The 21,645-nt window shown below is 61.3% G+C and carries 20 protein-coding genes; 13 read left to right on the top strand and 7 right to left on the bottom strand.

Annotated elements, in window-relative coordinates:
• The first annotated feature begins 171 nt into the window (after positions 1-171).
• Both ABQ278_RS14220 and ABQ278_RS14215 read left to right on the top strand, forming a co-directional pair.
• Positions 172-1,602 carry an acetylxylan esterase gene (locus ABQ278_RS14220; RefSeq protein ID WP_349320160.1) on the top strand — a complete coding sequence of 477 codons (1,431 nt, stop codon included), beginning with the start codon at positions 172-174 and terminating at the stop codon, positions 1,600-1,602.
• Positions 1,603-1,659: 57 nt separating this feature from the next.
• Positions 1,660-2,331: a peptidylprolyl isomerase gene (locus ABQ278_RS14215; RefSeq protein WP_349320159.1), complete on the top strand. Its 672-nt coding sequence runs from the start codon at positions 1,660-1,662 to the stop codon at positions 2,329-2,331.
• Here the strand turns inward: ABQ278_RS14215 and ABQ278_RS14210 are convergent.
• The 4 genes from ABQ278_RS14210 to ABQ278_RS14195 all read right to left on the bottom strand — a co-directional run bounded on the left by ABQ278_RS14210 (position 2,328) and on the right by ABQ278_RS14195 (position 6,991).
• A complete protein-coding gene (locus ABQ278_RS14210; RefSeq protein ID WP_349320158.1) occupies positions 2,328-3,908 on the bottom strand; it encodes an alkaline phosphatase D family protein in 1,581 nt (526 codons plus the stop codon). The two genes, ABQ278_RS14215 and ABQ278_RS14210, sit on opposite strands and share 4 nt — an antisense overlap.
• A 50-nt stretch (positions 3,909-3,958) precedes the next feature.
• A complete protein-coding gene (locus ABQ278_RS14205; protein ID WP_349320157.1) occupies positions 3,959-4,912 on the bottom strand; it encodes a hypothetical protein in 954 nt (317 codons plus the stop codon).
• A gap of 389 nt (positions 4,913-5,301) precedes the next feature.
• Positions 5,302-6,444 (bottom strand): HAMP domain-containing sensor histidine kinase, encoded by a 1,143-nt coding sequence (locus tag ABQ278_RS14200; RefSeq protein WP_349320156.1) that lies wholly within the window; start codon positions 6,442-6,444, stop codon positions 5,302-5,304.
• Positions 6,445-6,613: 169 nt separating this feature from the next.
• Positions 6,614-6,991, bottom strand: a complete 378-nt coding sequence (locus tag ABQ278_RS14195) for a response regulator (RefSeq protein ID WP_349320155.1) — start codon at positions 6,989-6,991, stop codon at positions 6,614-6,616.
• Positions 6,992-7,290: 299 nt separating this feature from the next.
• Between ABQ278_RS14195 and typA the strand changes: the two genes are divergently transcribed.
• Positions 7,291-9,129: a translational GTPase TypA gene (typA, locus tag ABQ278_RS14190; RefSeq protein ID WP_349320154.1), complete on the top strand. Its 1,839-nt coding sequence runs from the start codon at positions 7,291-7,293 to the stop codon at positions 9,127-9,129.
• A 117-nt stretch (positions 9,130-9,246) separates the two neighbouring features.
• Here typA and ABQ278_RS14185 read toward each other — a convergent pair whose 3' ends face one another.
• Positions 9,247-10,182, bottom strand: coding sequence for a LysR family transcriptional regulator (locus ABQ278_RS14185; RefSeq protein WP_349320153.1), 936 nt, complete (start codon positions 10,180-10,182; stop codon positions 9,247-9,249).
• A gap of 89 nt (positions 10,183-10,271) precedes the next feature.
• Here ABQ278_RS14185 and ABQ278_RS14180 point away from each other — a divergent pair, with 89 nt between their 5' ends.
• From ABQ278_RS14180 to ABQ278_RS14170, 3 genes are all read left to right on the top strand, one after another.
• Positions 10,272-10,766, top strand: coding sequence for an SRPBCC domain-containing protein (locus ABQ278_RS14180; protein ID WP_349320152.1), 495 nt, complete (start codon positions 10,272-10,274; stop codon positions 10,764-10,766).
• A 159-nt stretch (positions 10,767-10,925) separates the two neighbouring features.
• The gene (locus ABQ278_RS14175; protein WP_349320151.1) at positions 10,926-11,915 is read left to right on the top strand and encodes a glycoside hydrolase family 5 protein; all 990 of its coding nucleotides are present in this window, start codon (positions 10,926-10,928) and stop codon (positions 11,913-11,915) included.
• Between the two features lie 142 nt (positions 11,916-12,057).
• On the top strand, positions 12,058-13,482 hold the full coding sequence (locus tag ABQ278_RS14170) for a nucleoside hydrolase-like domain-containing protein (RefSeq protein WP_349320150.1): 1,425 nt from the start codon (positions 12,058-12,060) through the stop codon (positions 13,480-13,482).
• Positions 13,483-13,575: 93 nt separating this feature from the next.
• On the opposite strand, the gene ABQ278_RS14165 is transcribed toward ABQ278_RS14170, so the two are convergent.
• Complete coding sequence (locus tag ABQ278_RS14165; RefSeq protein WP_349320149.1) at positions 13,576-13,974, bottom strand: DUF1801 domain-containing protein; 399 nt, start codon at positions 13,972-13,974, stop codon at positions 13,576-13,578.
• A gap of 298 nt (positions 13,975-14,272) precedes the next feature.
• Here ABQ278_RS14165 and ABQ278_RS14160 point away from each other — a divergent pair, with 298 nt between their 5' ends.
• The 3 genes from ABQ278_RS14160 (at position 14,273) to ABQ278_RS14150 (ending at position 15,969) form a co-directional block, all read left to right on the top strand.
• A complete protein-coding gene (locus ABQ278_RS14160; protein WP_349320148.1) occupies positions 14,273-14,662 on the top strand; it encodes a hypothetical protein in 390 nt (129 codons plus the stop codon).
• A gap of 68 nt (positions 14,663-14,730) precedes the next feature.
• Positions 14,731-15,096, top strand: coding sequence for a hypothetical protein (locus ABQ278_RS14155; protein WP_349320147.1), 366 nt, complete (start codon positions 14,731-14,733; stop codon positions 15,094-15,096).
• A 120-nt stretch (positions 15,097-15,216) separates the two neighbouring features.
• A complete protein-coding gene (locus tag ABQ278_RS14150; RefSeq protein WP_349320146.1) occupies positions 15,217-15,969 on the top strand; it encodes a hypothetical protein in 753 nt (250 codons plus the stop codon).
• A gap of 7 nt (positions 15,970-15,976) precedes the next feature.
• Here the strand turns inward: ABQ278_RS14150 and ABQ278_RS14145 are convergent, their stop codons facing one another.
• Positions 15,977-16,537, bottom strand: a complete 561-nt coding sequence (locus tag ABQ278_RS14145) for a superoxide dismutase[Cu-Zn] (RefSeq protein WP_349320145.1) — start codon at positions 16,535-16,537, stop codon at positions 15,977-15,979.
• Between the two features lie 138 nt (positions 16,538-16,675).
• Here ABQ278_RS14145 and ABQ278_RS14140 point away from each other — a divergent pair, with 138 nt between their 5' ends.
• The 4 genes from ABQ278_RS14140 (at position 16,676) to ABQ278_RS14125 (ending at position 21,637) form a co-directional block, all read left to right on the top strand.
• Positions 16,676-16,912: a hypothetical protein gene (locus tag ABQ278_RS14140; protein ID WP_349320144.1), complete on the top strand. Its 237-nt coding sequence runs from the start codon at positions 16,676-16,678 to the stop codon at positions 16,910-16,912.
• 102 nt (positions 16,913-17,014) lie between these two features.
• Positions 17,015-19,012, top strand: a complete 1,998-nt coding sequence (locus tag ABQ278_RS14135) for a DUF885 family protein (RefSeq protein WP_349320143.1) — start codon at positions 17,015-17,017, stop codon at positions 19,010-19,012.
• Positions 19,013-19,195: 183 nt separating this feature from the next.
• The gene (locus ABQ278_RS14130; protein ID WP_349320142.1) at positions 19,196-20,992 is read left to right on the top strand and encodes a DUF885 family protein; all 1,797 of its coding nucleotides are present in this window, start codon (positions 19,196-19,198) and stop codon (positions 20,990-20,992) included.
• A gap of 171 nt (positions 20,993-21,163) precedes the next feature.
• Positions 21,164-21,637 carry a VOC family protein gene (locus ABQ278_RS14125; protein ID WP_349320141.1) on the top strand — a complete coding sequence of 158 codons (474 nt, stop codon included), beginning with the start codon at positions 21,164-21,166 and terminating at the stop codon, positions 21,635-21,637.
• Positions 21,638-21,645 lie beyond the last annotated feature (8 nt).

Raw genomic sequence — 21,645 nt, 5'->3', positions numbered from 1 at the left:
CAAACGCCTCGCCGAGCCCGCCAAGAATAATATGCCAAAGTAGTGCTAGCGTAAAAGTCTTGAAGGTGGAAGGTGCGTGCATCTTCCGCTTTTTTTGATCTTTCCGTCCGGCCGATTACATGGGACAGTAGCACCAAGCCGCCCGCATGAGCGCGGCATGGGAGAGATGTCATGACACCAGTTTTGCGGGCCGTTCTGGCCCTGTCCATGTTAGCGCTACCGCTTTGCGCCCCGGCGCAGGTCATGGCCGAGCCGGTGACCTTTACCACCGCGCAGGACCACCGCAACATGATGGACCAGCTCCACATCGAGACCTTGCGGCCGGGCGCCAATGGCGATGAAAACGCCCCAGACCATGCCAATTACGATGAGGCCAGGGCCAATCCTTACCCCGACTGGCCCGATATCCTGACGCGCGACAACGGTCAGCCGGTCACTAGCCCCGATCAGTGGTGGCAGCAGCGCCGGCCGGAGATCGTCGCGGCCTTTGAGCGCGAGGTCTATGGCCGTGTACCCGCCCATGTGCCGGCCGTGACGTGGCGCATCAAGGCCAGTGAAGCCGAAACCCTGGAGGGCATGGCGATCGTGGCCACGCACCTGACCGGTCATGCCGATAACAGTGCGGCTCCCGATATCACTTCCGATATCGACGCCATGCTGATCATGCCCGCCGCCAGCAAGACGCCGGCGCCGGTACTGATCATGTTCGACTGGTCGCCGATCCGTTTCCCCGCGCCACTCAAGCCCGAACCGGAACCGGCCAATGTCGATCCGCGCATGGCGCCCTTTCAGGCCGCCGCGCGGGCCGGCATGCTGGAACGCCTGCAGCACCTGCTCGGCGATGGCTGGGGCGTCCTACTCATCAACCCGGGCAGCTTCCAGGCGGATAATGGTGCAGGCCTTACCCGGGGCATCATCGGCCTGACCAATCAGGGCCAGCCGCGCAAGCCCGAGGATTGGGGCGCCCTCAGAGCCTGGGCATGGGGCGCCAGCCGCGCCCTTGATTATCTCTCGACCCGCCCTGATGTGGATAAAAACCATGTCGGTATTGAGGGCGTGTCGCGTTACGGCAAGGCGGCGCTGGTCACCATGGCGTTCGATCAGCGCTTTTACATGGGTCTGATCGGATCATCCGGCGAAGGCGGGGCCAAACCGCACCGCCGTAATTTCGGCGAGGCGGTCGAGAACCTGACCGGCGAGGGGGAGTATCACTGGATGGCCGGCAACTTCCTGAAGTATGGCGGCCCGAAAAACGCCGGCGACCTGCCGGTGGATGCGCATCAACTGATCGCCCTTGCCGCGCCGCGCCTGATCTTTATCTCCTATGGTATCCCCAAGGAAGGCGATGCCAAATGGCTCGATCAGCAGGGCAGCTATATGGCGACGGTGGCGGCCGGTTCGGCTTGGAAGCTGCTCGGCGCCAAGGACCTGGGTGTCGGCAATGACTATCGCACGGCACAGATGCCACCACCCCTGACCGAACTGATGGATGGCCAACTCGCCTGGCGGCAGCATGTCGGCGGACATACCGATACGCCGAACATGGCGAGCTTCATTCAATGGGCTGATCGTCACATGGGGCGCGAAACCACCTCTAAATAGGCTTGCCAAAGCGGCTGAAATTTCGATACTTCGGCGCAGCGTACAAGGAGTGTGACGGTGGATCATAACAAACGTGGATTTTTGGCGACCGGTGCGGCTTTCGCGCTTAGCGCCCTTGCTGGCACTTTGGCGGCCTGCTCCAAGCCTGCGCCGAAAAAGACCGAGGCCAAGCCCGCGCCTGTGGCAGCACCCGCCCCGCCGCCGCCCTTGCCGGATACGGTAACTGTCAGCCTGCAAACCACCAAGGGCGAGATCGTCATTTTGCTGGAGCAGAAGAAGGCGCCGATCACCGTGGCCAACTTCCTGCACTATCTCGATACGCACAAGTTCGACGGCGCCACCTTCTGGCGTTCGCTGAAGGACGGCAAGACCGGCTTTGTCCAGGCCGGCGCCTCAGGCCTGACCTATCCGCCGATTGCCCATGAATTGACCAAGATGACCGGCCTCAGCCATACCGACGGCGTGATCTCGATGTCGCGTTTCGCACCCGGCACCGCCACCAATGAATTCACTATCATGGTGGGCGACAACACCTATCTCGACGCCGGCCCCAAGGCGTCCGACAACGAAAAGCTCGGCTATGCGGCGTTCGGCCACGTCATCAAGGGCATGGACGTGGTCCACGCCATCCTGAATGGCCGGATTGACAAGCATACCCGTGAAGGCGGCTGGGCCGGTCAGATGCTGGCCGAACCGGTGGTGATCACCAAGGCCGTCCGCGTCAACTAAGCGATCGCATTGACCGTGGCGTTTCCGGCCTCGACCGCGAAGGCGATCTCGGTGGAGACCGTCGCGTTCAGATCGGTGCGGTCGGAAATTGCCATAAACCGGCTCATCAGCCGCTTTGGCGTCACCTCGACCGCGACATAGCCGTTGGTGCGGCTGTTGAAATACTTCACGTGCGGATTCTGCGGCAGCATGTCGGCGAAGGCCTTATACGCCGGCATATCGGCCGTCACCGAGGTGCAGACAAACTCGCTGGCGATCGTCCGGCTTTCCGGATCGCGGAAGTCGGCCTTCAGTTCGGTCGCCCAGTAGGAGTGGATGTCGCCACCGAGCATGACCGGATTCTTCAGCTTCGTGCCCTGCATCGCCTTGATCAAGCGGTCGCGCGTCGCCGGATAGCCATCCCAGCCGTCGGTCCAGTGCCCGACGATCGGATTCTTGTCCTTGTCCTTCCCCGATTGCAGCAGGGAGGTGGCCAGCAGATCCTGACCGAGGATATTCCACGTCGCGCGGCTCTTGCGGAAGCGGTCGAACAGCCAGGCCTCCTGCGTGAAACCGAGCATGCTGCGCTTCGGATCGAGCCGGTCTAAGCAGCTATCATCGACCACATGGCCGCGGCGGCTGTCGCCGACCGGACAGGCGGCGGCGGAGCGATATTGCCGGCCATCCAGCATGTTGATCTCGGCCAGCGCGCCGAAGCGGTAGCCCTTGTAGAGATCGAGCCGCGTGCCGATCAGGCGCGACGACCGGCGCAGCGGCATGTTCTCGTAATAGGCCTGATAGGCGGCCATGCGCCGCGCCACCATGCCGGAATCGTCCTTCATATATTGCGACAGGAAGCCGCCGTAGTCGTTCTGCACCTCGTGATCGTCCCACGTCATCAGGCAGGAGGTGCTGGCGTGCAAAGTCTGAAGGTCGGCGTCCATATGATAGAGGGCGTAGCGGTTGCGATAACCGGCCAGGTCGGTCACCTCGTCCTTGCGCTCATGCTGGCGCACCAGTTTCGAGGTGTCCTTGTAGCTGTATTCATAGATATAATCGCCGAGGAACAGCACGAAATCGGGGTTTTCGGCGGCCATATGACGGTAGGCGCTGAAATAGCCTTTTTCATAGTGCGAGCACGAGGCGAAGACCAGTTTGAGCGCCGCGGGCGAGGCGTTTTCCAGCGGCAGGGTGCGGGCGCGGCCGGCCGGGCTCTGCACCCCCATCGCCTCGAAGCGATACCAGTAGAAGCGGTCCGGACGCAGACCGGCGACCTCGACGTGGACGCTGTGGGCCGTATCCGGATGCGTGGTGACTTCACCGCTCAGTGCCGGCTTCGTCAGGGCGGCGTCGTGATAGACGCACCATTTGACCGTGGCGGGCGCGGTCAGGCCGCCCAGACCATCGGGCGCCAGCGGATCGGGCGCGATGCGCGTCCAGATGACAAAGCCATCCGCCGACGGATCACCGCTGGCGACGCCTAAGCCAAACGGCTTTTGCGCCGACGCCAAAGGGCCGGCGTGCGCGACGGTGGTGGACAGGAGGGCGCTGACGCCGCCCAGCAAGGCGTGACGGCGGGTCAGTAAGGTCTGGCGCATGGATACTCTCACAGGGAAGGTATCTCTGGCTTAGGCCTTATGTTTGACGATTATATTACAGTCAGCGCCATCAGCCCCGTGCGCGGGCCGAATGTCTGAAATGCGGGTTGCGCACCAGCCACCACGGGAAGCACGATCCGATCGTGCTTATCGGGCGGATGCGGAATATCGGGGGGCGGCCGTTTGAGGACATCCTGCTCATAGCGCGCGGTGATATCGTAATAATCCGGGTCGTTTTCGTCAAAGGGCGACCGGTCGGGCCAGTGGCCGTCACGGCGGGCCATGGCGCGGGTGACGGCGTTGACGCGGCTGATGATCAGGATGGCCGGCCAGCGGTCCTTGTCCTTCTGGGTGGCTTCCTCGCTCCGGCAGCGGGTCAGGGTGATGCGGTCGGGGGCGTCCCACGGATAGTCCGGCTCCGGTTCGCCTTTGGCGCACGGCGTGCCGTCGGGCCAGATGCCGCAGTTTTCGGCGTGGAGCCTCGTCATGCGCTCGACCTTGGCAAGGAAGGCCGCACCCCATTCGTTATCCGATCCGTCGGCGCTTTCGTATTCGTCCTCGTCGTCGGTATCGCGCGCGCCGTGGCCTTTTGTCTTGGCGCCTGTGTGGGTTTGCGGCGCTTCGTAGAGCTGGCAGAGCATGCGGTCGGTGGCCAGCACGCAGCGGCCGGCGCGTTCGCATTCCAGAAAATTGTCCGGATCGGGGATATGGCCGATGACCTTGATCAACTGGTCGGCGAAGACGCGCAGGCGCTGGCGCGGCGGCTTGATGACGCCGGTGTCGGTTGTGCTGTCGGTGTCGGTCAGGGGCAGTTGCTGGACCATGCGGTCGGCCACGGTGACGGCGCGCGCGGCGCGTTCGGCCTCCAGAAAGCTTTCAGGCAGGTCCATGCCCTCGATCACCTGCGCGATATGATCGGCATAGGCGCGAAGGGTCAGCCGGCGCGTGGCCAGCGCCGTTGCATCATCCTTCGTCTGTGTCGCCGGATCGGCAGAGCTGTCCATCGGGCTATGATGAGGCCGGATGATGGGGGGGGATATTTTTGTTTATCCTCCCCTGCAAAGCGGCAACTTCGTTGTGAGGGAAGGTGTCGAGCAAGCGAAGCGCGCAGGGCTGGTGTCGCTGACGGAGGGGGCATCTTTCCGTATGATGAAAGACAGCCAGAAACCCCACCACCACATTCGCATCGGCGATCCGATCGGCCTTCGGCCTCGTGCGGTCCCCCTCCCCATCAAAGCTGGCGAGGTATAAGGTTAAGCGCCTGTCTTCTGCCTTATACCTCCCTGGCTATGCCGGGGAGGGGGACCGACGCGCGCTTGCGCGTTGGTGGTGGGGTTTCTTGCTTAAAGCCGTTTAATTATGAAGTTAAGCTAACGCACCCCATCTTCATCCGTCATTCCGGCGTCTTCACGGTGCGCGGGAAGGAGGCCGTAAACGTGGTGCCTTCGCGTTCGGACGAGGTCACCCAGATCTTGCCGCCATGCGCCGTGACGATTTCCTTGGAGATATAGAGGCCCAGACCCAGATTGGTGAGGGGCGTGCGCTGGGTGTCGTCAGCAACGGCGGGCGCACGGGTCAGGGCGTTGAAAATGGTGCCGATGGCGTCCTCACTGATCGGAACGCCTTCGTTATGGACGCTCAAGACCACCTCGCGCGGCATGCCCTCGACCCGGATGGTGATCGGCGCGCCGCGAAAGCCATACTGGACGGCGTTGCCCAGCAGGTTGGAAAACACCTGGCCGATGCGCGCCTTGTCCCAGTCGCCGGTGGTATCGCCCGAAACGGTCAGCACGAAATCGCGGTTGGGGTGCAGCACGCGCATTTCATCGACCAACTGGTTGCTGATGAAGCCGATATCCATCGCTTCGCGCAGGATCGGCAGGCCGGAGCCCAGCCGCGCGCGGGTCAGGTCGAGCAGGCTTGAGACAATCGCGGTAGCGCGGGACGAACTGTCGGAAATCTGCGACTGGAGCATGGTCTGGCGTTCGCTCAAGGCGCCGATTTTCATGGTGAGCTGGGCCGACATCGAGATGGCGCCGAGCGGATTGCGCAGATCGTGGCTGAGAATGCCGAGGAACAGGTTGCGGGAGAGATCCATCTTCTTGGTGTAGTCGCAGATGGACTCGGTCAGCGCCTGGTCGATCGCCTCGTTGAAGCGGATCAGGTCGCGCATGTCCTCGATGCCGGATTCCGGGCCGGCGGCTTGCCACAGCTTGATGACGCTGGCGCGTAGGGAGCGGTATTCCGAGACCATCTGGTCCATGTTGAAGCCGCCGTCATAGCGTAAGGACGCATGGACTTCCGCGGCGCTGGGATAGAGGCTTTCGGGCTTTTCGCCATGCGATTTGCGCACCTGTTCAGCATCGGTCTGGGCGGACTCGATATCGGCCGTCACGAAAGCCAGAATCTGGTGGATATGGTTGCGCAGGGCCAAGGGGCCCATATAGTCGGACTCCGGTACAAGGCTCCGGGCGAAGGCCTCCCATTCACCCACGATGAGCTCTATGTTGTCGCGGATAAACTGGGCGAGGCGCATTCAGGATATCTTTCCACAGCGACCCGTGATCCCGATCTGCTGCGGGGGCTGTTCAGGTCGAATTTCAGGGAAGGGCCTGCGCTCAAAACGGGCTTGCGATATCCAATCCGCGCATGTTTTTTGATGATAATACGAAATCTAATTCTTGTATAGGTTGAAGGCGGGTCGTCTAAGGGTGATGGGTGGTGAGGACGAGGCGCTCGACCTCAGCCAGATCTATGGGCTTGACCAGATGAAAATTGAAGCCGGCGGCAAGGGTTTCCCCCCGCATGCCGGCATCGTCCCAGGCCGTCTGCGCAATGATCATGGCGTCATTCATATGCGGCTGCTGCCGCAGGGCGCGGCACGCCTCCAGACCGTTCATAACCGGCATGCCGATATCCAGAAGAACGACCTCCGGATGAAAGCTCAGGGCCATTTCAACGGCATCCCGGCCATTGTGGCAGGTGCGAACATTGTGGCCGTTGCCTTCCATGGCCCAGGTGAGGGTCATGGCGGACGGATAGTTGTCATCGACAACAAGTACGCGGGTGGCGTGGTTTTGCATAGGAACGGGCGCTTTCTGCATCTTTATAAGAAGCCGCTATCTTAAGCCCGCCGGAGCAAGGTGAACGCTTAGACTATACGCCCATAAGTTTTATTGCAGTGGTGCGGGGGTGTTCATTTGTAATGATGTCATGCGAGCATCGGGTTCTGTGCGCGTATGAGCTTTTCGCACCCGCGAAAATAATCCACCGGCTGCACTAGCCTTTTGCGCCGGATTCGGTTATAGAGCGCGCAATTCCGAATGAATCAACCCTTCCGGCCTCTCTGTCGAGAGGCTTTTGCGCGTTTAAAAGGCCCCGAATGAACCTGCGTAACATCGCCATCATCGCCCACGTTGACCATGGCAAGACCACTCTTGTCGACGCCCTGCTGGCGCAATCCGGCGTCTTCCGCGCCAACGAAGCCACCGTCGAGCGCGCTATGGACTCAAACGACCAGGAACGCGAGCGCGGCATCACCATTCTCGCCAAGTGTACCTCCGTTCTGTGGAACGGCAAGGCCGGCGAAACCCGCATCAACATCATCGACACCCCGGGCCACGCCGACTTCGGCGGCGAAGTCGAACGCATCCTCGGGATGGTGGACGGCTGCGTCATCCTGATCGACGCCGAAGAAGGCGTCATGCCGCAAACCAAGTTCGTGCTCGGCAAGGCGCTGAAGCTGGGCCTGCGTCCGATCCTCTGCATCAACAAGGTCGACCGTCCGCACGCTGATCCGGATCGCGTCCACAACGAAGCCTTCGACCTGTTCGCCATCATGGGCGCCACCGACGAGCAACTCGACTTCCCGCACATCTACGCTTCGGGCAAGAACGGCTGGGCGACGATGGACATGAACGTGCCGTCGGATAACCTGGGGCCGCTCTTCGACCTGATCGTCGAGCACGTGCCTGAGCCGAAGGTCATCGAAAACAAGGACAAGCCGTTCCAGATGCTGGCCGTTCTGATCGAATCCGATCCGTTCCTCGGTCGCGTGCTGACCGGCCGCGTCAATTCGGGCAAGGCTGTTCCAGGCCTGGCCATCAAGGCGCTGAACCGTGACGGCGTTGAAATCGAGCGCGGCCGCATCACCAAGGTGCTGGCCTTCCGCGGCCTGAAGCGCCAGCCGGTCGACGAAGGCACCGAAGCCGGTGACATCTGCGCCATCGCCGGTCTCTCCAAGGCGACGGTTGCCGATACGCTGTGCGACATGAGCCTGACCGACGCGCTGCCGGCGCAACCGATCGATCCGCCCACGATCTCGATGACCGTTTCGGTCAACGACTCGCCGCTGGCCGGCAAGGAAGGCACCAAGGTGCAGTCGCGCGTTATCCGTGAGCGCCTGCTGAAGGAAGCTGAATTGAACGTCGCCATCCGCGTGACCGAAACCGACGAGAAGGACGCTTTTGAAGTGGCCGGCCGCGGTGAACTGCAACTGGGCGTTCTGATCGAAAACATGCGCCGCGAAGGCTTTGAAGTCGCCATCTCGCGTCCGCGCGTGGTCTTCAAGATCGATCCGGAAACCGGTGAGAAGATGGAGCCGATCGAAGACGTCGTGATCGACGTCGACGAAGAGTTCACCGGCGTGGTCATCGAAAAGCTGTCGGCCCGCAAGGCCGAACTGAAGGACATGGGGCCTTCGGGCGCCGGCAAGACGCGCATCACGCTGAAGTCGCCTTCGCGCTCGCTGATCGGTTATCAGGGCGAGTTCCTGACCGATACGCGCGGCTCCGGCGTGCTGAACCGCGTGTTCTCGCACTATGAAGGCTACAAGGGCATCATCGACCAGAACCGCAAGGGCGTGCTGATCTCGAACGGTGACGGCGAAACCGCGGCGTTTGCGCTGTGGAAGCTGGAAGAGCGCGGCACCATGTTCGTGGGCGGCAACGAAAAGACCTATATGGGTATGATCATCGGCGAGAACTCGCGTCTCGACGATCTCGATGTCAACCCGATGAAGACCAAGCAACTGACCAACATCCGCGCCTCGGGTACGGACGAAGCCATCCGCCTGACCCCGCCGCGTCGCCCGACGCTGGAGCAGGCCATCGCCTATATCGAAGACGATGAACTGGTCGAAGTGACGCCGAAGTCGATCCGCCTGCGCAAGAAGGAACTTAATCCTTCGTTCCGCAAGAAGCGCGTCCGTACCGACGCCTAAGCTTCGATCCCAGGCCGCCTAATACGCAGTCGCTCTCGCAGGTACCAAAGTACCTGCATTGTGCGCCGGCTGTTATGCAACTCAAGGCTCTCGCTTAGGGCTGTCATCGCCCAAGTCCTAAACGGCCTCAGTGATGGGGCCGTTTTTTTGTGCGGAAAAGAGCAGGGCGCGTATCCAGCGGTGTGCGGCATTGCGATGGGTGCGTTCATGCCAGAGGGCGACCTTGGTGAAGCCGGGCACTTCGATTGGCGGATCGACGATTACGAGCCCTTCGCTATCCGCAGCCAGCCGGCGCGGCATGATTGCGATGATATCCGTGGTCCGCAGGATTTCCGCCAGCACAAGGAAACTCGTGACGGTCAGGACGATGCGGCGCTCGCGGCCGATCCGGGCTAGCGCGTCATCGGTCACGCCGCGAAAACGCTCGCCGGAATAAGAGACCAGCGCGTGATCGAGCGCGCAGAAGGTTTCTAGGGACAGGGGCGTGTCGCTGGCGTGCGGATGCCGGGCGCCCATGGCGCAGACATAGGTCTCTTCGAACAGGCGGCGGGAATACTGGCCGGGGTGAGCGCTGCCGGGGGTTGAGAGGGCAAGGTCGAGATCGCCTCGCTCGAATTGGCCTTGAACGCTGTCCTCTTCCATCGGTCGTATCGCCACCCTTATGCCTGGCGCTCTGGTGCGCAGATGGACCAGAAAGGGTACGACAATCGCTTGCAGGGCGTAATCGGTGGCCGCCAGTGAAAAGGTCATCTCTGCGGTAGCCGGATCGAAAGTCGCGGGCTTAAGCAGCCTCTGCGCCCCACCTAAAACTTCCTTCACTGGTGCTGCCAGTTCCAGTGCTCGCAAGGTGGGGGTGATGCCGCGCGGGTTGCGGACGAAGAGTGCATCGCCGAAAATGCCTCGCAGGCGCGTCAGTATGGCGCTCATGGCAGGCTGTGTCAGGCCCAGGCGGACGGCGGCCCGCGTGACGCTGCGTTCATCGAGCAGGGCATCGAGCGCCTTAAGGAGGTTGAGGTCAAAAGCCTTGATATCATTCATATCTATATCAATCATGCAATATATCTATTTGATTTATATCACGCCTACGCCCATTTTGCGTTCAGGCCAAGGGGAAACCGTATCCGCATTAGAAAGGTAAAGTCATGAACGAGATTATCTGGCCGCAGGACTACGTCCCCGGTTTTACTGAAAATTTCTGCTCCAATGAGGTCATAGTCGCCGGTCTAAGTGCCGTCGCAGTCTGGCCCTTGCTTAGCCGACCAGCCGCGTGGCCCATCTATTACGCCAATTCCGCCAACGTGCGTTTTTATGAGGACAAGGGGCCGGAACTGGCAGAGGGCGTGCGCTTCTATTTTGAGACCTTTGGTTTTCCCGTTGAGGCCCAGGTCGTGGAATATGTGGCGCCAGCGGGCCTGCCGGGACGTGTGGCCTGGCATGGCTGGGCCGGCGAGGGGGAGACCCGACTGGATGTACATCATGCCTGGCTTGTGGAAGACTTGCCGGGCGGACGGGTGCGAATCCTGACGCAGGAAACTCAGAAGGGCAAGCCGGCAGCCGAACTGGCGCAGACGCGGCCCAATCCCATGATCAATGGTCATCAGGACTGGCTCGATGGTCTTGTGGCTGCTGCCAGGTGAAGCAATGCCGGCTGTTATGCGACTTAAATCTCTCGTTTAGGGCTGTCATGGCTCAAGTCTTAAACGGCCCCAGCGATGGGGTCGTTTTTTTATACTGTTGAGGGATCGCCGTTTCCTGACTATGCTCGCCGCTAACGATATATACAGGCAGGTCTACCCATGAAACTGATCTCCGCTGGTCTTGCGGCCCTCACCTTACTGATGACGACGCCGGTTCACGCGCAAACCCCTGTCGAGGTGCATGGGGCCTTATCGATTTCGGGCAAGCATGTCGTCGATGCCCAGGGCCAGATGACGGCCTTGAGCGGGGTCAGTTACTTCTGGTCAAACACCGATTTTGGCCAGTCGGGCTTTTATAACCCGCAGAGCGTGGCCTATTTTGCCAAGGACTGGAACGTGTCCGTGGTGCGCGCCGCCATGGGGATTGACGGGCCCGGCGGCTATGCCGAGTCGCCGGAGGCCAACCGCGTGCGGGTCAAGACGATTGTCGATGCCGCGATTGCGCAGGGTATCTATGTGATCATAGACTGGCATTCGCATCATGCTGACAAGGACCCGCAGGCGGCTGTGGCCTTTTTCAGCGACATGGCGCGCACCTATGGCCAGACGCCGAACGTGATCTATGAGATCTATAATGAGCCGTTGCGAGATGTTAGCTGGCCGAAGACGATCAGACCCTATGCCGAGACCGTGATTGACGCTATCCGCGCCATGGATCCGGACAATCTGATCCTAGTGGGCACGCCCACCTGGGACCAGGATGTCGATCTGGCGGCGGCCGATCCGATCAAGGGGCGGCGCAATATCGCCTATACCCTGCATTTCTACGCCGGCACCCATAAGGACGATATCCGCGCCAAGGCCCGGGCCGCGATTGCCGCTGAAGCGCCTTTGTTCGTCAGCGAATGGGGCAGCGTCAATGCCGATGGCAATGGCGCGGCCGTGCCGGACGAGACCCGCAAATGGTTTCAGTTCCTGAAGGCCAACTGCCTGTCCAATGCCAACTGGGCCGTCAGCAATAAGGCCGAAGCGGCGTCGATCTTCAAGCCCGGCGTGTCGCCAACTGGCCCATGGACCGATGCTGACCTGACGCCTTCGGGCCTGCTGACGCGCGATCTGGTGCGCAACTGGACGGCGGACTGTCGCTAGGGCTGGCCTTTAGGGCGCCTCATCCTTGCGCTGCCCCATGTGCGCCCTTAGACAGCGGCCCCGGAGTCTCCGGGGCCGTTTTTTATTGTGCCGGGGAGCAGGCCGTAATAGGTTGCCGTAAAGATAAAAAGGGAGCGGTAACATGTTTGGGAAGCTGATTGCGGCGGCGCTGGTTCTGGCGCTCGTGAGTGCACCGGTGCAGGCGGCGGAAAAGCAACGGTTATTCGTTCTGACCGATATCGAGGCCGATCCGGATGACAGCATGTCGCTGGTGCGGCTGCTGCTCTATGCCAATGAGATCGATATCGAAGGTCTGGTCGCCACCACCTCAACGCACCAGAAGACGTTTGTGGCGCCGGAGACGATCCGGCGGATTGTCGGCGCCTATGGCGAGGTGCAGCCGAACCTGCTCAAACATGAGGCCGGTTTCCCGGAAGCGAAGGCCTTGCTGGGTGTGATCAGCGAGGGCCTGCCGGTCTACGGCATGGCGGGGGTGGGCGAGGGCAAGGATTCAGCCGGGTCTGACCGCCTGATCCGCGCGCTGGAAACGCCCGATCCGCGGCCTTTGTGGGTGACGGCATGGGGCGGCACCAACACGCTGGCTCAGGCGCTGTGGCGCATCCGGCAATCGAAAAGTCCGGCAGAGGCGAAGCGGTTGATCGCCAGGTTGCGCGTCTATACGATCTCCGATCAGGACGACAGCGGCATCTGGATACGGACGCATTTCCCCGACCTGTTCTATATTGTCAGCCCGGGCAGCTATGCCGTGGCGACCTGGACCGGAATCCTGGCCGAAGAGGCGGGCTTCGATAACACAGAGATCAGCAATGCCTGGCTGGCGGAGCATATCCAGCAGGGCCATGGCCCGCTGGGGGCGCAGTATCCCGATGTCGGCTACGGCATGGAAGGCGACACGCCATCCTATCTGGCGCTGATCCCTAATGGCCTGAACGCGCCGGACCATCCGGACTGGGGCGGCTGGGGCGGTCGTTACCGGATCTCGATCCCCAAACTGGCCGATCTCGATCCGAAGGGCTTTACCGGCGGGGTGCCGGTGGGCGAGGAGCCGCGCCCGATCTGGACCAATTCGGCGGACAGCTATACGCCCTATGTGGCCAATGACATCGGCAAGTCGGTGAAGCTGTTCGACAAGACGGTGAAAAGCGCCCGTATCACGGTCGGTCGCTGGCGCAAGGATTTCCAGAACGATTTCGCCGCCCGCATGGACTGGACGGTCAAGCCCTATGCCGAGGCCAATCATCCGCCGGTGGTGACCCTGGGGCAGCCGGATCATATCACGGTCAAGTCCGGCGCCGGCTTTCATCTGAGCGCCACCGGCCGCGATCCGGATGGCGATAACCTCAGCTATTTGTGGTTCAACTATCCCGAAGCGGGAACGCTCGACCAGCCCATTCCGATTCAGGGCGCGGAAAACCTCTACCGTGTGCCGGTGACGGCACCGGTGGTAACGACGACGCAGACGGCGCATTTTATTGTCAAGGTGATGGACAAGGGCACGCCGCCGCTGACGCGTTATGGCCGCGTGATCGTGACCATAACGCCGTGACATCAGGCTTCTCGCGCCGCCACAGCGCGCGCCACAGATTTTCCGGTATATGGGGAAAGTCGCGTTCGATGACGACGCAGCGGCGCTCGGTGATCAGGCTTTCGCCTTTTGACGGTTCAGTGCGATGGCGGCCTTGATCAGCGCCTTGAACGCCTCGGCATCGATCGTATCGCCCTCACGGACATCGATAGCGCGGCGGGTGGCGCCTTCCAGGCTGGCATTGAACAGGCCGGAGGGATCGGGCAGGGACGCGCCCTTGGGGAAGGTGGTCTTGACGGCGGCCTTGTAGGTCTCGCCGGTGCAGATGATGCCGTCATGTGACCAGACGGGGATGTTCCACTTCCACTCTTCGATGACATCCGGATCGGCCTCCCTGATCAGAGCACGCAGGTGCGCAAGGGTAGCGCCGCGCCAGTCAGCATAGGCCTGGATGGTTTCGTCGATGAGCTCGGAGGCGGGGATGCCCGCGGTGGCTTTCAGAGGCTTTTTCATGGGAGCTTTCTCAGATCTTTTCGCCGGTCATTGGTCCATCCGTTTCAGCAGGTCTTCGAGGCCATTAAGGCGCTTTTCCCTCTCTGCAGCCTCAAGACAGATTTACTGACAATCGGATAATTGCAAGGAGCATTTAAAGTTGTGTATTTTTATGGGCTGTCGCAAGCGTGGAAAGGTCCGGCGGAGATTGCGCGTGTTTTCTTTTTGTTCCACCCCTTGACACTTATCCACATGCGGAACATATTAAGAACATCAACGAGGCCTTCGCCCTGAGGCCTTCATGCCAAGGAATGTTCCTATGCTGGATACCAAGCTCTACGCCTGTCCGCCGCAAGTGAAAGACCTGCCGCGCGATACGAAGATCGGTGTCACCTGCAGAAGCTGCGGGCGGCATTGGGGGGAAAGTGTGCAAGGTCTGATCGATAACCATCTCGGTGTCGAATTTGTCGACCTGCTGGAATGGAAATATCGCTGCACCGACGACACCTGCGGCGGCATGGTGCGGATGGCCTTCAATGGCCAGGCGGCGGTCGTGCCGCAGGCGCCGCCGCGCGTCACCCTGCTGGGGCGTCCGAAGGTGACCGAGCGGCTGGCCTATCCGGTCAAGGCCGTGGTCAAGGCGCGCCATTATGAGGCGCCGGTGATTCCGGCGGCGAAACGGCAATTGTCCCTGCCGTTGGGCGCATAAGTTCCACATTGAGCCTTTAGGTTTAGCGGCCCTATGATGCGGCTATGACAACTATTCAGAAGACCAAAATGTCGAAACCAAAATCTTCAGGTGCTGCCCTGCGCGTCATGGCCGCCGGCATTTTCGCCGCCATTCCGGCCATCGCGTTGCCGGTCTATATCGACCATTTCTACCGCGTCCGCCCAACGGTGACGCGCATCGCTGAAGGCTTTATCCAGCCGCATTTCCGTGATGGCGTCGGCTCTTATTTCACGCGTGGCGATGAAATGGTCATCCGTGGCCTGTCCTTCTGGCTGATGGCCGCGATCATTCTGTTCATGTTCATGGCGGGGCATATGATGCGTCGCCGTCTCAAGATCATGCTGCGCCCGCCGCGCGATCCGCAACCGGTTGTGACCGAAGACGCCGGCACCACACCGGCAAACCCGGCCTAAATCTGATGGCGTTAGATTTCAGCCCCGACACACGTCTGACAAGTCGGAAACCTCCCCGCCGTTCTGCTGCCGCATGATACCGCTCTACTGGCGACTCAGTTCAGTTGCCGGAGTCCTCGCTTGTCGCAAAAACCCCTCGTTTTCATCGCTACGCCGTGTTTTGGCGGGCAGGTGACACAGACCTATATGCAGTCGGTCATCTCCCTGATGGGCTATGGCGCCACGCGTGACATCACCATGACCCTGGCCATGCTGGGCCATGATTCTCTGATCACCCGCAGTCGCAACACCCTGGTTTCGGCGTTTCTGGCCACGGAATTGACCCATATCCTCTTCATCGACGCCGATATTGGTTTCGAACCTGAGCAGGTGGCGCGGATGCTGGCGGCGGACAAGCCGCTGGTGGCGGGGATTTATCCGCTGAAAGTGCGCGACTGGGAGCAGCTTGATGGCGTGGCGCCGCCCGAAGATGCAACTCTGCACTATGTCGGCACACCCTATGCCGATGCAGAGTGGTCTGGCGATTTCGCTACGGGGGCCTATGCCGGCACCGGTTTCATGCTGATCCGCCGCGATTGTATTGAGGCGATGCGAGACGCCTATCCGAAGCTGCGATACGGTCATGTCCATGCCTTCCCTCGTCCGAAGGACCTGGGTGTGCAGCATGTCGCCCTGTTTGAATGCCTGATTGAAGCTGAGAACGGCCTTTATCTCAGCGAAGATTTTGCCTTTTGTCACCGCTGGCGCGCCATCGGCGGCAAGGTCTGGCTGGATACGGCGGGCGAGCTTACCCATGTCGGTAGCCATGATTTCGTCGGTCGGCCGCAAACGCGCTTTGCCCCGCCGGTGAGCCTGCAACAACTCACCGGCTGAAGGGGGCTTACTGGATAACCGCACACGCCACGCGCACGCCGGCGCCGCCAATGGGTTGCGTGGTGTAATCGTCGGGCAGGGCGTGGATGACCACGGACGAACCATCCGCGTCCATCAGGGCGGGGCGGCTATCGACGGACTTGGCGGTGACCAGCGAAGAATAGATCTCGGCGTTAGCGGTGCCATCGCTGCCCGCGAAGATGTTGGTGAGATCGCCGGCGTCGTTGGCGGCGCCATTGAGCAGGCCGTGATTAACCGGGGTGGCGTTATGGACGTGGCCGCCGGCCGAGGCGAATTTCTCGTCGCTGCACGACCCCTTTTCATGGAAGTGGATGGCGTGCCAGCCGGGCGTCAGGCCCTTGGCCTCCACGCGCAGGATGACGCCATTGGGGGCGGGCTTGATCGTGATGGTGCCCAGATCGGCGCCACCATTGCCGGCCAGCTTGCCACTGAGGGGGCTCGTGGCGGGCAGGGGGGCAGCTGCCGGGGCCGGTGTTTGCGCCATAGCCGGCACGGCGCACAGGGTAAGGACGGCAGCGAGCGCGGAGGCGTGTGTGAGATGGGACATGGGAGGTTCCTGAATTGCATGCCTGAAATAATGAGAATCGTTCTTAACGACGAAACATGGCCCTGCAAAGGCGCGATTATAAAGAAGGGATCAGAATCGCGTGAACGACAAAATGGACAAATTGGGGTGTCCATGTAAATGTCATTGTTATCTGGTTGGGGGGGCATTCTGGAAAAGAAGAAAAAATCTGCGCCTGTTTGGGTTATCGTCGTCGTCGTACTGGCCACGCCGGTTATATTTGCACTTAAGCGCTATAGCATTTACGGCGAAAGTCTCGAAACGATCATGGCGCGCTATGGTCTGTTCTATGCCCTGTTTCTAATCGTCGGGCTGGGCGTCATCATCTGGAGCCTCTTCTTTCGTAAGAGAACCTGACTATCTGCCTGTATGATGACAAACTATTCACCTGCACCCCGTTGCAGACGTGACAAGTTCGTCCTAGGTTCGCATCGCAAAAAAAGCATAAGTGGGTTTGTGATGATTGATCGCCGTTTTCTTGTCGGTGCCCTGGGCGCCTTGCTTGGCATGACCGCTTCCGAGGCGCTGGCCGCGAAAAAGAAGAAGCCGGCGGCGAAGAAGACCACGAAATCCAGCAAGAAGACCAAGGCTTCGACCAAGAAAACCAAGGGCAAGGCCAGCAAGAAGACCGCTCCTGCCAGGGCGAAGCCGGTCGAGCCGCCACCCCCGCCGCCGGTGCCCGATGTCACGCCGCCCGAACTGGCGGCCGCGCTCAAGTCGGCCTTTGACGCCATCCTGCACGACATGCTGATGGCCTCGCCGGCCCTGGCCACCTATGCCGGCCTCGACAAAGGCCCGTATGCCGGTCTGAAATCAAAGCTCGATGACCGCAGCGAGGCCAGCAAGGCCGCGACGGTGACGCGCCTCAAGCGCTCGGTCGATCGCCTGAACGCCCTGTCGCGCGAGCAGATGGCGGCGGCGGACCGGGTCAATTACGATACTGTGCTGTGGGACCTGAGCAACCAACTGGCGCTGGCGCGCAATTTCAATTTCGGTGACAGCGCGCCTTCGGGTGGTCTGTGGAGCGGCGGCTTCCCCAATCCCTACCTGATCAGCCAGTTATCGGGCGCTTACCAGTATATCCCTGACTTCCTCGACAGCCAGCACACGATCGAGACCGCTGCCGACGCGCACGCCTATCTCAGCCGGCTTTCGGCCTTTGCCGTGGTGCTTGATCAGGAAACGGCGCGCATCCGGGCCGATTTCGCCCGCAGCGTTGTGCCGCCCGATTTCATCCTGACCGTCACGATCAAGCAACTGACGGCCTTGCGCGATGTCGATCCGCTGACTTCGACCCTGATCAATTCTCTGGTAACGCGCACCGCCGCCAAGGGCATCACGCCGGTTTCTGGCGGCGACTGGCAAACGCAGGCCACCGCGCTTGTTACCGGCCCGGTGAAAGAAGCGCTCAGCCGTCAGATCGATACCCTGGTGGCGCAGCAGGCCGTGGCGAAGCATGACGCCGGCGTGCGCAATCTGAGCAATGGCGAGGCCTATTACGCGAGTTGCATCAAGCTCAACACCTCGACCAGCCTGAGCGCGCGCGATATCCACCGGCTGGGGCTGCAAAAGGTCAGTGAGATCACCGCCGAACTGGACAGCCGCTTCCGCGCACTGGGCCGGTCGCAGGGCCCGGTGACCGAGCGGATGCAGGCCATGTACAAGGATCCGCAGTATCTTTATCCCAACGACGAAACGGGCAAGGCAAAGCTGCTGGCCGATCTCAATGCCAAGGTGAAGACCATTCAGGCGCGGCTGCCGCAGTGGTTTGGCGTGCTGCCGAAAACGCAGGTGCAAGTCAAGCGCGTGCCGGTGGCGACCGAGGCCGGTGCGCCGGGCGGCTATTACAGTCCGGGCACGCTCGATGGTTCGCGGCCGGGCATGTATTACATCAATCTGCGCGATATCTCGGAACTGCCGAGCTGGACGCTGCCGACCCTGACCTATCACGAGGCCATTCCCGGCCATCATCTGCAGGGCACCATCCAACAGGAAACGCAAGGCCTGCCGCCTTTGCGCAAGCTGTCCAGCTTCAACGCCTATGTCGAGGGCTGGGCGCTCTATGCCGAGCAACTGGCCGGCGAGATGGGTATGTATGACTCCGATCCGGCCGGCCGCATCGGTTACCTGCACGACGCCCTGTTCCGCGCCGTGCGGCTGGTGGTCGATACCGGCATGCACGCGCAGGGCTGGAGCCGCGAACAGGCGATCACCTATATGGTCGAGACCGCCGGCAAGGCGCGCGGCGAGGCGACCGCGGAGATCGAGCGCTATTGTGTCTGGCCCGGTCAGGCCCTGGGCTACATGGTCGGCAAGATCGAATGGCTGCGCCTGCGCGATGCCGCCAAGGCGAAGCCGGGCTTCGATATCAAGCGCTTCCATGATACCGGCCTTCTGTGCGGCGCGGTGCCGCTGGATGTGCTGGCCGATGTTTATGAGGCTGCGGATTTGATTTAGGGCCGCATATCTTTCCCTTCTCCCTGCTTGCGGGGAGAAGGTGGCCGCAGTGAAACGAAGGCCGGGTGAGGGGCTTGCTTGGGGTAGCCCCTCACCCGGTCGCTTTCGCAAAGCTCGGCTCCCGTCCTCTCCCCATGGTCATGGGGAGAGGGGATTAACCCAGATAGAAAAAGGAAAAATGCCATGATCAATCGTCGTCATCTGCTGGTGGGGGGCTCGGCCCTGACCGCCGTTGCGGTCACTGCCTGCGCCAAGCCGGCGCCCAAGCCTGACCTTAACGCCACCTTCCAGTCGATCTATGATGAATTGCTCGACAATTCGCCGACCCTGGCCACCTCGCTCGGCCTCGACAAGGACAAGCGCGCCGGCCTCAAGGCGAAGCTCGATCCTTCGACGCCGGCGGAGCGCGCCCGCCAGCAGGCCTTTATCGAAAAGGCCCTGGCCTCGCTGAAGGGCATCGACCGCGAAAAGCTGACCGGCATGGATCGCATCAATTACGACACTGTGGTCTGGGACTATTCGCAGAGCCTGAACGGCTTCAAGAGCTTCGATTTCGGTTCCTTCGGCTATCCGGCGCCCTACGTGCTGACGCAACTGAGCGGCGCCTATCAGAGCGTGCCCGACTTCCTCGACAGCCAGCACAGCATCGAGACCAAGGCAGACGCCGACGCTTACCTCTCACGCCTCACCGGCTATGCCGTGCTGCTCGATCAGGAAACCGAGCGCTTCAAGGCCGACGTCGCAAAGGGCGTGATCCCGCCCGATTTCGCCCTGCAAAAGGCCCTGACGCAACTGAAGGGTCAGCGCAACACCAAGGCCGCCGACAGCGTGCTGGTGGCCTCGATCACCCGCCGCACCAAGGAAAAGGCGATTGCGGGAGACTGGAACGCCACCGCCACCAAGACTTATGAGGGCGAGGTGGTGCCGGCGCTCGATCGTCAGATCGCGGCCATCGAAGCGGCCCTGCCCAAGACGACGCACGACGCCGGTATCTGGCATATTCCGGGCGGCGAGGCCTATTACACCTTCGGCGCGCGCGGCGGCACCTCGACCGACATGACGCCGGATGAGATCCATCAGATCGGGCTCGACAAGGTGAAAGAGATCAGCGCCGAGATGGATGCCATCATGAAGGCGCAGGGCATGACCAAGGGCACGACCGGCGAACGCCTGGCCGCCATGGCCAAGGACCCGAAGTTCATCTACCCCAATACCGACGCTGGCAAGGACAAGCTGCTGGCCGATCTCAACAAGCAGATTGATGTCATCTTCGCCAAGCTGCCGCAGTTCTTCGGCACCCTGCCGACCTCCAAGGTGACGGTGAAGCGCGTGCCCAAGGCGACCGAACTGGGTGCGCCGGGCGGTTATTACATGGGCGCCTCGCTCGATGGTAAACGCCCCGGCGCCTACTATATCAACCTGCGCAACACCGCCGAGGTGCCGAGCTGGACCCTGCCGACCCTGACCTATCACGAGGCTATCCCCGGTCACCACATGCAGATCTCGATCCAGCAGGAGAACAAGAACCTGCCGGAACTGCGCAAGATTTCGGGGTTCAACGCCTATATCGAAGGGTGGGCGCTCTATTCGGAGCAACTGGCCGGCACCGACATGGACATGTACGCCACCGATCCGTTCGGCAAGATCGGCTATCTGCATGACGCCCTGTTCCGCGCCTGCCGCCTCGTGGTCGATACCGGCATGCACCACAAGAAGTGGAGCCGCGAGCAGGCCATGGATTACATGAACACCTATCTCGGCGATCCGAATGAAACCGAGATCGAGCGTTACGCGGTCTGGCCCGGTCAGGCGCTGGGCTATATGATCGGCAAGATCAAATGGCTGGAACTGCGTGAAAAATCAAAGGCCAAGCTCGGCGCGGCCTTCGATATCAAAAAGTTCCACGATACCGGCCTTCTGGCGGGCGCCGTGCCGCTGGCGGTGCTGGAACAGGTCTATACGGACGCCGGCCAGATCTAGGTTAGACCAGGCCCGCTTTGACAGGAGCCGTGCAGCATCAGCCTTAGGGTTGGTGCTGCTTTTTTGTGGCGGGTGTGCCCTCCGGCATCGGAATTGACAGCTTTGGCGTGTGAGCCGATACTTTCCTTGCCAGAGTTGGCGGGGATGAAATCATAAAACCGAGGACACGCCATGAACAAGAACACGATTTGCCTGTGGTACGACAAGGACGCGGAAGCCGCCGCGCGCTTTTACGCCGAAACCTTTCCTGACAGCGCGGTGGGCGCCGTTTTTCGCGCACCGTCTGATTTTCCCGGCGGCAAGGCGGGTAATGTCCTGACCGTCGAATTCACCGTCTGCGGTATCCCGTGCCTGGGTCTCAATGGCGGCGACGTGTTCCATCAGACCGAGGCCTTTTCCTTCGCCATCTCCACCGACGATCAGGAAGAGACCGACCGTTACTGGAACGCCATTGTGGGCAATGGCGGTCGGGAAAGCGCCTGCGGCTGGTGCAAGGACAGATGGGGGCTCTCGTGGCAGATCACCCCGCGTGTGCTCACTGAGGCCATGGCAAAAGGCGGCGATGTGGCCAGGCGCGCTTTTGAGGCCATGATGCAGATGGGCAAGATCGACGTCGCCAAAATCGAGGCGGCGGTGAGGGGATAGGCGGGCCG

This window comes from Asticcacaulis sp. MM231, from assembly GCF_964186625.1.
Lineage (GTDB): Bacteria > Pseudomonadota > Alphaproteobacteria > Caulobacterales > Caulobacteraceae > Asticcacaulis.
This window is presented reverse-complemented; position numbering and strand designations above follow the sequence as displayed.